Annotated in this window: 11 protein-coding genes; 6 read left to right on the forward strand and 5 right to left on the reverse strand. The window is 38.5% G+C overall.

The genetic code is table 11. From position 1 onward, the window contains the following. Positions 1–9: 9 nt before the first annotated feature. The 4 genes from pstB (NST80_RS05075) to NST80_RS05090 all read left to right on the forward strand — a co-directional run bounded on the left by pstB (NST80_RS05075) (position 10) and on the right by NST80_RS05090 (position 4,940). On the forward strand, positions 10–813 hold the full coding sequence (gene pstB, locus NST80_RS05075; RefSeq protein WP_003092580.1) for a phosphate ABC transporter ATP-binding protein PstB: 804 nt from the start codon (positions 10–12) through the stop codon (positions 811–813). Positions 814–825: 12 nt separating this feature from the next. Further along, complete coding sequence (pstB, locus tag NST80_RS05080) at positions 826–1,584, forward strand: phosphate ABC transporter ATP-binding protein PstB (RefSeq protein WP_002884992.1); 759 nt, start codon at positions 826–828, stop codon at positions 1,582–1,584. 28 nt (positions 1,585–1,612) lie between these two features. Next, positions 1,613–2,266, forward strand: a complete 654-nt coding sequence (gene phoU / locus NST80_RS05085) for a phosphate signaling complex protein PhoU (protein WP_014634489.1) — start codon at positions 1,613–1,615, stop codon at positions 2,264–2,266. 133 nt (positions 2,267–2,399) lie between these two features. After that, entirely contained in the window at positions 2,400–4,940 is a 2,541-nt protein-coding gene (locus tag NST80_RS05090) for a M1 family metallopeptidase (protein ID WP_118171829.1), read from the forward strand. Between the two features lie 162 nt (positions 4,941–5,102). Here NST80_RS05090 and xerS read toward each other — a convergent pair whose 3' ends face one another. Together xerS and NST80_RS05100 are read right to left on the reverse strand one after the other, a co-directional pair. Further along, the gene (gene xerS / locus NST80_RS05095) at positions 5,103–6,173 is read right to left on the reverse strand and encodes a tyrosine recombinase XerS (RefSeq protein ID WP_004182528.1); all 1,071 of its coding nucleotides are present in this window, start codon (positions 6,171–6,173) and stop codon (positions 5,103–5,105) included. 257 nt (positions 6,174–6,430) lie between these two features. Further along, complete coding sequence (locus tag NST80_RS05100) at positions 6,431–7,420, reverse strand: lipoate--protein ligase (RefSeq protein WP_004182529.1); 990 nt, start codon at positions 7,418–7,420, stop codon at positions 6,431–6,433. Positions 7,421–7,664: 244 nt separating this feature from the next. On the opposite strand from NST80_RS05100, the gene NST80_RS05105 reads away from it, so the two are divergent. Then, positions 7,665–8,420, forward strand: a complete 756-nt coding sequence (locus NST80_RS05105; protein WP_229056976.1) for a hypothetical protein — start codon at positions 7,665–7,667, stop codon at positions 8,418–8,420. A gap of 188 nt (positions 8,421–8,608) precedes the next feature. On the opposite strand, the gene glgP is transcribed toward NST80_RS05105, so the two are convergent. The 3 genes from glgP to NST80_RS05120 all read right to left on the reverse strand — a co-directional run bounded on the left by glgP (position 8,609) and on the right by NST80_RS05120 (position 13,622). Continuing rightward, positions 8,609–10,870 carry a glycogen/starch/alpha-glucan family phosphorylase gene (gene glgP, locus NST80_RS05110; RefSeq protein ID WP_183138207.1) on the reverse strand — a complete coding sequence of 754 codons (2,262 nt, stop codon included), beginning with the start codon at positions 10,868–10,870 and terminating at the stop codon, positions 8,609–8,611. A 1-nt stretch (position 10,871) separates the two neighbouring features. Beyond that, complete coding sequence (gene malQ / locus NST80_RS05115) at positions 10,872–12,371, reverse strand: 4-alpha-glucanotransferase (RefSeq protein ID WP_118171827.1); 1,500 nt, start codon at positions 12,369–12,371, stop codon at positions 10,872–10,874. A 249-nt stretch (positions 12,372–12,620) separates the two neighbouring features. After that, the gene (locus NST80_RS05120; protein WP_004182534.1) at positions 12,621–13,622 is read right to left on the reverse strand and encodes a LacI family DNA-binding transcriptional regulator; all 1,002 of its coding nucleotides are present in this window, start codon (positions 13,620–13,622) and stop codon (positions 12,621–12,623) included. Between the two features lie 179 nt (positions 13,623–13,801). On the opposite strand from NST80_RS05120, the gene NST80_RS05125 reads away from it, so the two are divergent. Next, positions 13,802–15,049 carry an extracellular solute-binding protein gene (locus NST80_RS05125; protein ID WP_045768709.1) on the forward strand — a complete coding sequence of 416 codons (1,248 nt, stop codon included), beginning with the start codon at positions 13,802–13,804 and terminating at the stop codon, positions 15,047–15,049. Positions 15,050–15,116: the final 67 nt, after the last annotated feature.

Consider the following 15,116-nt stretch of genomic DNA (forward strand, 5'->3'; position numbering starts at 1 on the left):
GGAGTTATCATGACAAAATACAATTGGGACGAGCGTCATATTATCACCTTCCCAGAGAAGGAGCTCGCTCTTGAAACAAAGGACTTGCATGTCTATTATGGTCAAAAAGAAGCCATCAAAGGTATCGACATGCAATTCGAGAAAAATAAAATTACGGCTCTTATTGGCCCTTCAGGATGCGGGAAATCAACCTTTCTTCGTAGCCTAAACCGTATGAATGATACGATTGATATTGCTAAGGTTACTGGACAAATCCTTTATCAAGGCGTCGATGTCAATGCAAGCAATATCAATGTTTATGAAATGCGTAAACATATTGGAATGGTTTTCCAACGTCCAAATCCATTTGCCAAGTCTATCTACAGAAACATTACCTTTGCTCACGAACGTAAAGGTGTAAGAGATAAGCAAACCTTGGACGAGATTGTTGAGACATCACTTAAGCAAGCAGGTCTTTGGGATCAGGTTAAAGATGATCTTCATAAATCTGCCTTTACCCTATCAGGTGGTCAGCAGCAACGTCTTTGTATTGCAAGAGCTATTGCCGTGAAACCGCAGATTCTCCTCATGGATGAGCCTGCAGCTTCACTGGACCCTGTAGCTACTATGCAGCTAGAAGAGACCATGTTCGAACTTAAGGAAGATTACTCTATTATCATCGTGACGCACAATATGCAGCAGGCAGCGCGTGCTAGTGATTATACAGCATTCTTCTACCTTGGTGATCTTATCGAATATGATGAAACCAAGAAAATCTTCCAAGATGCCGCCCTACAGTCAACTAATGACTATGTATCAGGACGTTTTGGATAGAAAGGAGCACTTATGACTGAACCAATCATTTCAATCAATGATTTATCGGTGTATTTCAATAAGAAAAAAGCCCTCAATAACGTGACAATGGATTTCTATCCAAATGAAATCACAGCTCTTATCGGTCCTTCAGGATCGGGAAAATCAACCCTGCTCCGTTCTATCAACCGAATGGGAGATTTAAACCCCGAGTGGACACTTACTGGTGCTGTTTCTTACAACGGTCACAACGTCTACAGTCCTCGAACAGACACCGTTGAGCTCCGTAAAGAAATCGGAATGGTCTTCCAACAACCTAACCCTTTTCCAATGTCAATCTATGAAAACGTTGTTTACGGACTTCGTATCAATGGTATCAAAGATAAGGCTGTCCTTGACAAAGCAGTAGAAGAGTCACTAAAAGGTGCTTCAATCTGGGAAGAGGTTAAAGACCGTCTCCATGACTCAGCACTTGGACTTTCAGGAGGGCAACAGCAACGTGTCTGTATTGCACGGGTACTTGCCACGTCTCCAAAGGTTATCCTTCTTGACGAACCAACGTCTGCCCTCGACCCTATCTCCGCTGGTAAGATTGAGGAAACCCTATATAACCTTAAAGACCAATATACCTTGCTGCTTGTTACACGTTCTATGCAACAGGCAAGTCGTATCTCACAACGAACAGCCTTTTTCCTCGATGGAGAACTCATTGAGTATTCATCAACGAAAGACATGTTCCTAAATCCACAACATAAAGAAACAGAAGATTATATTACCGGTAAATTCGGTTAAGAAAGGACAGATTACTAAAACAATTATGATGTTACGAACACCCTTCGAAGAAGAATTAGAAAAACTCCACAACCAATTTTACGCTATGGGTACAGAGGTTGCTGCTCAGCTTAAGAAAGCTGTACGTGCCTTTATCAGCCACGACCGTGATTTGGCTAAGGAAGTCATTGAAAATGACGAAATCGTCAATAACTACGAAACCAAACTTGAGAAAAAATCGCTTGAAATTATCGCTCTTCAGCAACCTGTATCAAGTGATTTGCGAACAGTTATCACAGCGCTCAAAGCATCTAGTGACGTTGAACGTATGGGTGACCATGCCGTTGCTATCGCTAAAGCAACTATCCGCATTAAAGGTGAAGAACGCCTAACTGAAATTGAAGCTGAAATCAAGAAAATGGGGAAAGCAGTTCGCCACATGGTCGAAGATGCTCTAGATGTTTACTTGAACAGTGACGAAAAACGCGCTTATGAAATCGCAGCTTCAGATGAAATCATTGATAACTATTTCCGTGATATTCAAGCCATGACAGTAGAAGGTGTTCGCAAGAATCCTGATGCTGCCTTCGCTGCCAAAGAATATTTCCAAGTACTTATGTATTTGGAACGTATTGGTGACTATGCCCGCAATCTCTGTGAGTGGGTTGTCTACCTCAAGTCTGGGAAAATCATAGAACTGTAGGCAAAGCTTCCAATCTATGTTATAATGGGTCTGTATTGAATAATTCAGACCCTTTTCTTTTGCAAAAGAGTCTGATATCGAAACATATGTCAGTCTGTTTCGATACGAAAAGTTAGATTAGGAGTATATACGTATGACAGCATCTGTTGCTCGTTTTATCGAAAGTTTCATCCCTGAAAACTACAATCTTTTCTTGGACATTAATCGTTCTGAAAAGACCTTTACAGGGAATGTTGCCATCACAGGTGAAGCCCTTGATAACCATATCTCCCTTCACCAAAAAGACCTTACCATTAGTTCCGTTCTCTTGGATAATGAATCATTGAACTTCCAAATGGATGATGCTAACGAAGCCTTCCATATTGAACTTCCAGAGACCGGTGTTTTGACGCTTGTCATTGAATTCTCTGGTCGTATTACAGATAATATGACAGGGATTTACCCATCATATTACACCTACAATGGTGAGAAGAAAGAAATTATTTCAACGCAGTTTGAATCTCATTTTGCGCGTGAAGCCTTCCCATCAGTTGATGAACCAGAAGCCAAAGCCACTTTTGATTTCTCATTGAAATTTGATGCTGAAGAAGGCGATATCGCCTTGTCAAACATGCCTGAAATCAATAGCCATTTGCGTGAAGAAACTGGGGTTTGGACTTTTGAGACAACCCCTCGTATGTCAACATACCTCCTTGCCTTTGGTTTTGGAGCTCTTCAAGGTAAGACAGCGAAAACACAAAACGGAACTGAAGTTGGTGTCTTCGCTACAGTTGCACAAGCTGAAAACAGCGTTGACTTTGCCCTTGATATTGCGGTTCGTGTCATTGATTTCTACGAAGACTACTTCCAAGTTAAGTATCCTATCCCATTGTCATACCATCTCGCGCTTCCTGACTTCTCAGCAGGTGCCATGGAAAACTGGGGACTTGTTACCTATCGTGAAGTTTACCTACTAGTAGACGAAAATAGCTCAGCTGCAAGTCGTCAACAAGTAGCTCTTGTGGTTGCCCACGAATTGGCTCACCAATGGTTCGGTAACCTTGTAACGATGAAATGGTGGGATGATTTATGGCTTAACGAAAGCTTTGCCAATATGATGGAGTATGTTTCAGTAGATGCCATTGAACCTAGCTGGAACATCTTTGAAGACTTCCAAACAACTGGTGTACCTCATGCCCTCCAGCGTGATGCTACAGATGGTGTTCAGTCTGTCCACATGGAAGTTAATCACCCAGATGAGATTAACACCCTCTTCGATAGTGCTATCGTTTATGCCAAAGGTAGCCGTCTCATGCATATGCTTCGCCGTTGGTTAGGTGACGAAGCCTTTGCCAAAGGACTTAAAGCTTACTTCGAAAAACACCAGTACAACAACACTATTGGACGTGACCTCTGGAATGCACTCTCTGATGCTTCTGGTAAAGATGTCTCTAGTTTCATGGATACTTGGTTGGAGCAACCAGGTTACCCTGTTGTTAGTGCAGAAGTTGTTGATGACACCCTTATTCTTAGTCAAAAACAATTCTTCATTGGCGAACATGAAGATAAAGGGCGTCTTTGGGAAATTCCATTGAACACAAACTGGAAAGGACTTCCAGACACACTCTCAGAAGAGCGTATTGAGATTCCAAATTATAGCCAGCTTGCTGCTGAAAATAATGGAGCTCTTCGCCTTAATACAGCAAATACGGCACATTACATCACAGACTACCAAGGACAACTCTTGGACCAACTCTTAGAGGAATTTGCTAACCTTGATACTGTAAGTAAACTTCAAATTTTGCAAGAACGTCGTCTTCTTGCTGAAAGTGGCCGTATCTCCTATGCAAGCCTAGTGGCTCTTCTTGATCTTGTCGAAAAAGAAGAAAGTTTCTTAATTGCACAAGCTAAGTCTCAAATCCTCGCTGGTTTGAAACGCTTTATCGATGAGGATACAGAAGCAGAAGTACACTACAAGGCTTTGGTACGTCGTCAATTCCAAAATGACTTTGAACGTCTTGGTTTCGATGCCAAGGATGGAGAGTCAGATGAAGATGAAATGGTTCGTCAAACGGCACTAAGCTACTTGATTCAAGCAGACTATCAACCAGCAGTCCTTGCAGCTGCAAGTGTTTTCCAAGCTCATAAAGAAAACATTGAAAGCATCCCTGCAAGTGTCCGTGGTCTTGTCCTCATTAACCAAATGAAACAAGAAGACAGTCTTACCCTTGTTGAAGACTATGTCAATGCTTACGTCACAACAAATGACAGTAACTTCCGTCGTCAATTGACTCAAGCAATTTCATACCTTAAAAACCAAGAAGGTCTCGACTACGTACTAGGTCAGCTTAAAGACAAACATGTCGTTAAACCTCAAGACTTGTACCTCTGGTATATGAATTTCCTCAACAAATCATTTGCTCAAGAAACCGTTTGGAACTGGGCAAAAGATAACTGGGATTGGATTAAGGCAGCCCTTGGTGGTGATATGAGCTTTGATAGCTTTGTTAATATTCCAGCATCAATCTTTAAAACGCAAGAACGTCTTGATCAATATATTGCTTTCTTCGAGCCACAAACAAGTGATAAAGCCTTAGAACGTAATATCTTGATGGGAATTAAGACAATTGCTGCACGAGTAAACTTGATTGAAAAAGAAAAAGCAGCCGTTGAATCTGCCCTTAAAGATTATTAATAAGTAAAACAAGCTTTCCATGAAGGAGAGTTTGTTTTTTATGTACGATAGTTTACATAAATATAGTTATGTATTAAAAAGAATAATAAAACAACTTTAGCATAATTAAATTTATGTAAACTAAAACCAACCACTCCAAATAGGAATGGTTGGGATAGCTAATTATAAATTGTCTAGAGCATTTTTTTGCTCATCATTAACAATATGTGTGTAAAGATCGGTAACCTGAGTGGAAGCATGGCCAAGTTGGTGACTCACTAAAACTTGAGACTTGGTGGCATCATAAAGACGTGTTGCCAAAGTATGTCGTAGTTTATGGGGAGTGACGCGAATCTTGAAATCCTGAGAATATTTGGCAACCATTTTTTCGATACTTGAAGCATCAATACGGTTTGGGATCCCTCGATATTCCGTTAAAAAGAGAGCAACATCTTGCTTTTCAGCCTTATAGCGTTTATCACGTATACTGAGATAAGTTTCAAGATAGGGCTTTGCAAAACTTGCTACATTAACTGAGTCACGTTTGCCACCTTTTCGAGTGACGTCGATGACCATCATTTTTAGATTGATATCTTTAAGGTCCAGATTAACAGCTTCAGAGAGTCGAACACCTGAAGCCAGCAGCAAGGCAATGATAGCCAAATCACGCTCTTTATTCTTATAAAACGAAGATTTGGCGCGATTTGAGAGCTTGACTTCGTATTCATTTTCTACATAATCAAGAAATTCCATGGTTTCATCGCCAAGAAAGAGTTTCTGTTTGATATTCTCAGCACGTGCAGCCAAGGTTTCTTTCTTTTTCTTAGTAGAAACTTTTTTCATAACGTTACGATAGAAATATGGCTCGCCGTCAGGTCCCTCGACCTCCTCCGTTAAATACTTATAGAGACTAGATAGAGCTGAAAGCGTCCGATTAATAGTTGTTTGTGAAACTCCCTGTTTCTTGGAATAGGTATTTAAAGATGGACGTTCACGTAGATAAAGCACAAATGACTCCATATCTTTTTTAGTTAGATTTTCCAAGGTTTTGATGTCAATTGAGGCAATATCATCAGCATCTGAAATACCTGAGTCAATTAACCAGTCAAAAAAGCGTTTATATTCCTTAAGGTATTCGTATAAGGTCGTAAAAGAATATGGAACCGATAGTTTAGATTGATAATACTCCAAGACAAACCAGGGCATCAGAGATTTGTATTCTTCAATTTTTTCGAGTAAGAGTTCACGTTTCATTTATTTTTTCTCCAAAGTTACTTAATAGAAGTATATCACACCCTTATCTTTCTTTCAAGAAAATTACAGTTTTTCGGAAAGATGCTATAAGGTGTTTTTCACTTAAAGGCTTTATAGGTTTAATGTCCGAATATATAAAAACCACACTAAATCAATCATAAACCAACTTTTGAAAAAATCTTTATAACGTATTATTTACTTATAGAATTTTCACAAGAAAAAACAACCTGGAGTTTTCCAGATTGTTCAAACAATGATTAAGCTACGATAGCTTTTGCAACCTCCTCGGTTGTCATACGTGAGAAATAATGTGTTGTGTCAATGGTTTTAAGCTTAGCCAAGACATCTTCGTACTCGTAAGGTACACCAACCAGCAAGTCTTCAATATCAGACACATCTCCGATACCAAAGAAATCTCCGTAAATCTTAACAGATTTAATGATAGAATTTTCAACATTGGCATAGGTTGAGATTTTACCAGCCGTGTAACGAACATTACGTTCTACTGTGTATTCTGGTGATTGACCGTATGTCCAGTCCCAGGTATTGAATTGCTTCTCATAAGACTCTTGAATCTTAGCCAATTCATCCTCAGAAAGGACGTATTCAGTCATGTCAGGGTAAAATTCCTTCATTTTTTCCAAGATTTTATCTGAGAATTCATTTACTGTGATTTTTTCTGGCAATTCGTCTACAATGTTTGTCACACGAGCACGAACAGATTTAACACCTTTTGATTCAATTTTGTCTTTGCTGACTTTGAGGGCTTGACCAAGAACGGACATATCAACGTCAAAGAGCAAGCAACCATGGTGCATCATACGACCTTTATAGTAAGCTTGAGCATTTCCACAGAACTTTTTACCGTCGATTTCAAGGTCATTTCGGCCAGTAAATTCAGCTTTAACTCCCAAATCAGCAAGTGTTGCGATTACAGGTTGAGAGAAAGTCTTAAAGTCAAAAGCGCCTTCATCTGCCTTATTTGAAATAATAGTATAGTTGAGGTTATTCAAATCGTGATAAACAGCGCCACCACCAGACAAACGACGAACGACCTTAATACCATGAGCATCTGTATATTCTTTGTTAATCTCTTGAATGGTATTTTGATGCTTACCGACAATGATAGCTGGACGGTTAATCCAAAGAATGAACAGTTCATCTTCATTCACCAATTCACGAAAGGCATAGGCTTCCAAAGCAATATTATAGGCAGGATCATTTGATGTGTTTACAATATATTTCATGAGGTCTCCTCTTGTAATGTGATACTTATATTATAAAGGAAAACGGTGACAAAGTACACGAAGACGCCTTAGGTATAAGGATTTTCATGATATAATAGTAAAAAATATATGGGGAGTTTTGGAATGATACAAAATCCTAGTAAATTAAGTCTCTTTTTCTCGAGACTAACCAATAAAATAAATAAAAAGGTCAAAATAGCATTTGCTCTGCTTCTTTTTGTTGCTCTTGGAATGTTTCTCTATAATGCCTACCAAAGAGCCTATAAGCCTTATCTCTACGATAAAAACAATTACTATTACAAAGCCTATAATTACAGCGTCAAGAAGATCATACCTCAAAGAAAAGTTGTCTACATATAAGGTCGGCCATTATATCGATAAAGGAATTGATCCCCGCAGACTTCTATTGCATATCACTTTTACTGATAAGACCAAAATCACTTTACCATTTGGACAGGTGACTTCTACTGAAAACTTTTTCGACCGTTATGAACGCTATTTTGATCGTAAAATTTTTGAGGTTGGTCCGGGTTTTGATGAAGAATGGTTTTCGAATGCAGAGAATTACAGACAAATGATTCAGCGTTTCCCTGGATTACATAATAAAACAATAGATGCCGACTTCGACTTATATCTAAGGGACTTCCTATTTATGATAGTTCCAGGTGATACCCTCTATCAAACTGGGGCTGTGGAAGATGGTGTCAGTGAATACCACTTTCGGTTAAAAAATCCCAAATCAGGAAAAATGCAAAGCTATATTATCTACGGAAATGAAGGAGACATCCCACTCTGGGATTGGCAGGCTCCCTTTGTTACCGTAGATAAGGATTTTGCTAACAAAGAAAGAATTCAGGAATTCTTCGACGACTACGATATTAGAGAGTATGGAAATTATTGGGGTGGCAGATACAATGTAACGTTTCCTCACTTAAATTCCTTACAGATTCTTACCTACAAGAAGAATCCAGAAATGCAAAAAATGAAATCCATTATCTAAAATACTCAACATCTAAAACTTATGATTCATCAAATAAAGAAGCCTATATGAATGATATACTGAATTATCACTCATAGGTAACATAACATTATTTATGTAAATACAGCTAATTTATCTATTGGCTGTTTTTTTCATGCAAAAAAACAAGACCATTTCTGATCTTGTTTTCCTTCTATGCAACTAGAATATTATTTTGTGTGCCAGATGTCTTTGTCATACTGTTCGATTGTACGGTCAGATGAGAAGAATCCTGCTTCAGCAATGTTGTAAACAACTTTTTTGTTCCATGCATCTTGATCTTCGTAAGCTGCGTATACTTCTTCTTTCTTGTCGATGTATTCAGCCAAGTCAATCAATGTCATGAACCAGTCTTTAGAGATAAGTTCATTGCGGAGACGTTTCAAGCGTTCTTTATCTCCAACTTTAACGAGGTCTTCGCTTACGATAAAGTCAACAGCTGCTTTGATGTTAGCATCTTTTTCGTAGTAATCACGTGATACATAACCTTCTTTTTCATAAAGGTCAATGATTGTATCAGAGTCTTTACCAAATGTGAAGATGTTTTCTGGTCCTACCAATTCAGCAATCTCAACGTTGGCACCGTCCATTGTACCAAGTGTAAGGGCACCGTTAAGCATGAATTTCATGTTACCTGTACCTGAAGCTTCTTTAGAAGCCAATGAGATTTGTTCTGAGATATCTGTTGCTGGGATAAGGTGTTCAGCAACAGTTACGTTGTAGTTTTCAACCAAGTGAACGTTGAGGTATTTGCTTACTTCTGGATCATTGTTGATGAGTTCAGAAAGTGACAAGATCAAGTGGATAATGTCTTGAGCAATAACGTAGGCAGGAGCTGCTTTACCACCAAAGATGATAGTGATTTTACGTTTTGGAAGGTTTCCTTTTTTGATTTCCAAGTATTTGTGGATGACATACAAAGCGTTCATTTGTTGACGTTTGTATTCGTGGAAACGTTTGATTTGTGTATCAATGATTGAGTTTTCATCAAGATCGATACCTTTGTTGGCTTTAAGATAACGTTTAAGTGACAACTTGTTATCATATTTGATTTCAGACAAACGTTTGTGAACTGCTGGATCATCTGCAAAGGCAGCCAATTTTTCCAATTGAGTTGCGTCAGTAAGGTAACCATCACCAATCAATTCTTTGATGTAGTCAGCAAGTTCTTGGTTTGAGAATTCCAACCAACGACGGAATGTAATACCGTTTGTTTTGTTGTTGAAGCGTTCTGGGTAAAGGTCGTAGAATGGTTTCAACTCAGAAGATTTAAGGATTTCTGTGTGAAGTGCTGCTACACCGTTAACGCTTGTAGAGAAGTGGATATCCATGTGTGCCATGTGAACACGGTTGTGTTCGTCAATGATTTGAACACGTGGATCTTCGTATTTTTCACGAATGATAGCATCCAATTTCTTGATGATAACAACAAGGTGTGGAACAACTTCTTCAAGGTAGTCAAGAGGCCATTTTTCAAGGGCTTCAGCCAAGATAGTGTGGTTTGTGTAACCAACCATTTTGCTTACGATTGCTACTGCTTCATCAAATTCAAATCCATGTTTTTCTGTCAAAAGTCGAATCAATTCTGGAATTACCATTGATGGGTGAGTATCGTTGATTTGTACGTAAGCGTAATCTGGAAGGTCGTGAAGGTTAGAACCACGTTCGATAGCTTCGTCAATCAAAAGTTGAGCAGCGTTTGATACCATGAAGTATTGTTGGTAAATACGCAAGAGCTCACCTTTACGAGTTGAGTCATCTGGGTAAAGGAAAAGTGTCAAGTTCTTTTGGATTTCGTCTTGATCAAAAGTGATTCCTTTATCAATCAAACCGTAGTCCACACCATTGATATCAAAGAGGTTAAGGTAGTTCTTAGTTTCTTTCTTATAACCCAAGATATCCAAACGGTCCAAACGAGATTTCAAAGTAAAGTTTTTGAATGGAACATCGTAAGAGATATCAGTTGGTACCAACCATGATTGATCTTCAATCCAGTAGTTTGGTTCTGCATCTTGTTTGTTATCTTTGAAGACTTGTTTGAAGAGACCACAGTGGTAGTTAAGACCAACACCTTCACCGTTGATGCCAAGTGTTGACATAGAATCGATGAAACATGAAGCCAAACGTCCCAAACCACCGTTACCAAGAGATGGTTCTGGTTCAACGTCTTCAATTTCGCTGATTGATTTACCAGCAGCATCCAATTCAGCCTTAACATCTTTGTAGATACCCAAGTTGATCAAGTTGTTAGACAAAAGTTTACCGATCAAGAATTCAGCTGAGATATAGTAAACTTTACGTTTGCTATCGTTTTTAGGTTTTGGAGCAGCTGCTTCTTTTACGAATTCCAACAAAAGATAGTAGATTTCTTCGTTTGAAAGGTCCTTAAGATTTTTGTTTTTTGCTTCAACATATTGTGTAAATGTAGCCATTTTAGTTATTACCTCGATTATATCTTTCTGTAATGTCTGTCAAAAATTCTTTCTTGTCGACAGTAATTTCACCTGGAAGCATACGCCATTTCCAGTTTTGACCAACTGTGTTAGGGAAGTTTGTACGGCTATTTTCAGGTTTATCAAGGATATCCTGCATAGTCGCAATAGCTGTGTTGCTTACTGTAGCAAAGAGTGTGCGAAGAAGAGCACGTGTGATTGGTTCACCTTGACGACGGTTGATGTAAGCATCAGTGTAATCACGTTGCTCTTGCGTCAAGTTGTCGTACCAACCATTGATTACTTCGTTATCATGTGTACCTGTGTAAGCAACTGAATGTTGTGTGTATACGTGTGGAATGTCAATGCTGTTTCCAGTAGTATCGTAGAAACCAAATTGAACGATCTTCATTCCAGGGTAGCCACAGTCTGCAAGAAGTTTACGTGTCTTATCATCAATGTTACCAAGGTCTTCGGCAATAATTTTAAGATCACCCAATTCTTCTTTGACCACTTTGAAGAGGTCATAACCAGGTCCAGGAACCCATTCACCATTTTCAGCAGTTTCATCTCCACCAGGAATTTCCCAGAAGTCAGAGAAACCTTTGAAGTGGTCGATACGCAAGTAATCATAAAGTTTGAATGATTCTTGAATACGGAATACCCACCAAGCATAATTTTCAGCTTTGTGTTTATCCCAAGCGTAGATTGGGTTACCCCAAAGTTGACCAGTAGCTGAGAAGTTATCTGGTGGAACTCCGGCAATGTAACGTGGTTTACATTCGGCATCTAGTTTGAAGAGGTGTGGTTGTGTCCAAACTTCAACACTATCAGCTGAGATGTAGATTGGCATGTCACCAATGATTTGAATACCATTTTTGTTAGCATAGGCTTTAAGTTCTGCCCATTGACTAAAGAAGAGGTATTGCACTACTTGGTGGTAAGTGATGACATCAGCAAGTTCTTTGCGAAGTTTTTCAAGAGTTGCCTCATCGCGTTTAACTGCTTTTTTGTCATCCCAATCTTGAAGTGCTTTGTTATCAAAGTGTTCTTTGATAGCCATGAAATCAGCATAATCTGCTAACCAGTTAGCATTTTCAGATTTGAAAGATTCAAACTTCTTAGCTTCTTTTTTGTCAGCCAAGATTGCTTTGACTGCTTTTTCAAGAAGTGGGCGACGTGCTTCATAAACTTTAGCATAGTCGATAAACTCTGGATCTGATCCAAAGTCAGCGCCTTTAACATCAGCTTTAGTTAGAAACTTGTCACGAATAAGGAAATCCAAATCGATGAAGTGTGTGTTTCCCGCTACCGCAGAGAATGATTGGTAAGGTGAATCCCCATAACTTGTTGTAGTAAGTGGCAAGATCTGCCAGTAAGTTTGTTTTGTTTCTTTTAAGAAATCAACAAAGTCATAGGCTGCTTGACCGAAAGATCCGATCCCGTAGTCACCTGGAAGTGATGTGATGTGCATCAATACACCGCTTGCTCGTTTGTTCATAAAGTTTACCTCAAATTATTTTTTACACTTATGATTATAATGCAAACGTTTGCATAAGTCAAGAATTTTTAGCAAAAAAATAAAATTTTTTATATCTTTTTTAAAAAACATTCGTAAAACAAGCGCTTTCAAGTAATAATGACTTCTAGCTGAGTGATAAAGAAACTCTAGTTTTTTAAGTAGTTATCTAATAATAAAAAAGTGGTTGGTAACTTAATACCAACCAGGTCAATATAGCATTATTAGACTTTATCTATTTGTGACACTTTCTCTTTCAATGAGTTTAAATGGGATAGTCACTTTCTCTGACTTAGATTTAGCGTCTTTGAGAAGAGCCAAGAGTCTCAAGACACTTTTCTTTCCAAGTTCTTGAATATTAATGTCAAATGTAGTCAAGAAAGGATGCATGATTTCTGCAAAAGTCGAATTATTGAAAGAAATAATAGCATAATCTTCAGGAACTCTAAATCCTTGATTGTTCAGCCATTGAATAAGACGAAGGGCGATAAGGTCATCCTTAACAATCAAAGCTGTCGGAGAAAATCTTTCCAATTCTTTCTTTAAATCCTCGATTGTTCGTGCTGAAAAGACAAGTTCAGGTAGGACATCCAAATTTTGTTCGTCACTTGCTTCCTTATACCCTTGATAACGTTCCTGCCCCACTTGTCCAAAAAGATCATCAGTGACAAAACCAATCTTTCGGTGCCCTTTTGCCTGGAGGTAATTTACAGCTTCATGTCCTAATTCCTTATTATCATTATCAATATAGGTTACTTTATTTTCATTATCTACTGCTGCTCCAACCACTACAAAGGGTACTTTTTCTTTTAATAGGTAATCTTTAACAGGATCTTTCTTTTCTGAATAGAGGATTATAAAGCCATCTGCCCGTTTTTGACGATGCATGAGCTCAACTTGCTTAACTAATTCCTCTAGCGTAGCACCCGTAGCAAAACTAACGACCTGAGAATGACAACTAGCTTCTTCATTGATTGCTGTTAGAATTTCCATATAGAAGGGCTGGCTGATATTTTCTCGGTCTGTTAAAGGAGGAAGAACAACCCCTAAACTATGCGTTAAGCCTGTTGCCAACATTTGTGCTGCTGAATTGGGTACATAACCTAATTCTTCCATAGCTGCTCTTACTTTAACTTTAGTTTCTTCTGATATAGCCGGATTATCTTTTAAAGTCCTACTTACCGTTGATGGGCTAACACCAGCCTTCTTAGCAACATCCTTAATTGTAGCCATTATGTCCCTCTCATTCTTATAAATATATTTATAGTCGAAAATTATAAGAACAATTATAAACTAGATGGATATTTTTTGCAATCGTTTGCAAAAAGTTAAAAAATTTTTTATAAAATACTTGACAGATGGAAACGGTTGCATAATGTTTATCGTAAACTAAATTTCTGGAGGAAATAGAAATGAAAAAATGGCAAAAGGTATTACTTGGTAGTGCTGGATTACTTGTGGCTGGATCGCTCTTGGTAGCTTGTGGGTCAAACTCAAGCAAGAGCTCAAGCTCAGATAGCAAGACTTTGAAACTTTGGGTACCAACTGGTGCTAAGAAATCTTACTCAGATACAGTAGCACAGTTTGAAAAGAAATCTGGTTACAAAGTTGATATGGTTGAAATGGAAGATCCAAATGCTCAAGAAAACTTGACTAAGGATGCTTCTACTGCTGCAGATGTCTTCTCACTTCCACATGACCAACTCGGTAAATTGGTAGATGCTGGAGCTATCCAAGAAATCCCAGAGCAATACTCAAAAGAAATTGCTGAGCAAGATACTGAACAAGCTGCTGTAGGTGCTCAATACAAAGGTAAAACTTACGCCTTCCCATACGGTATCGAAACTCAAGTTACATACTACAACAAATCTAAACTTAATGAAGAAGATGTGAAATCATATGAAACAATCACTTCTAAAGCTAAATTTGGTAGCAACTTGAAAGAAGTTAACGCTTATGTAACTGCTCCTCTCTTCCTTTCAGTTGGTGACACACTCTTTGGTCCTAACGGTGAAGATGTGAAAGGTACTAACTGGGGTAACGAAGCTGGTGTGAATGTTCTTAAATTCATCGCAGCTCAAAAAGACAATAAAGGATTTGTCAATGTCGATTCAGCTAACATGATGGCTAAATTTGAAGATGGTTCTGTTGATGCTTTCCAATCAGGACCATGGGACTACGCTGCAGCTGTTAAAGCTGTTGGTAAAGACAATCTTGGTGTTGCTGTTTACCCAACAGTTAATATCGGTGGTCAAGAGGTTCAACAAAAAGCCTTCATGGGTGTTAAACTTTACGCAGTTAACCAAACACCATCTAAAGGTAACGCAGAACGTATCGCTGCTTCTTACCAATTGGCACAAGCTTTGACAAGCAAAGACAGTCAAAACAACCAATTCACTAATGAAGACCGTCACATCATCCCAGCTAACAAAGAAGTTCAAGCTTCTGAAGCTGTTCAAAAGGATGCACTTGCACAAGCTGTAATTACTATGGGTTCATCTGATCAGTACACAACTGTTATGCCTAAACTTAGTCAAATGTCAGTCTTCTGGACTGAAAGTGCTGCTCTTATGAGTGATGCATATAACGGTAAAATCAAGGAAGACCAATTCCTTACTAAATTACAACAATTTGATAAAGATTTGGCAGCAGCTAAATAAGAATCCTAACTATGAGAAGGTAAAGAGGCAGGTCGAGTCCTAGCCTCTTTATCTATCACTAATTAAT

The organism is Streptococcus sp. FSL K6-1323, assembly GCF_038630745.1.
In the GTDB taxonomy this organism is placed as follows: Bacteria; Bacillota; Bacilli; order Lactobacillales; family Streptococcaceae; genus Streptococcus; species Streptococcus salivarius_D.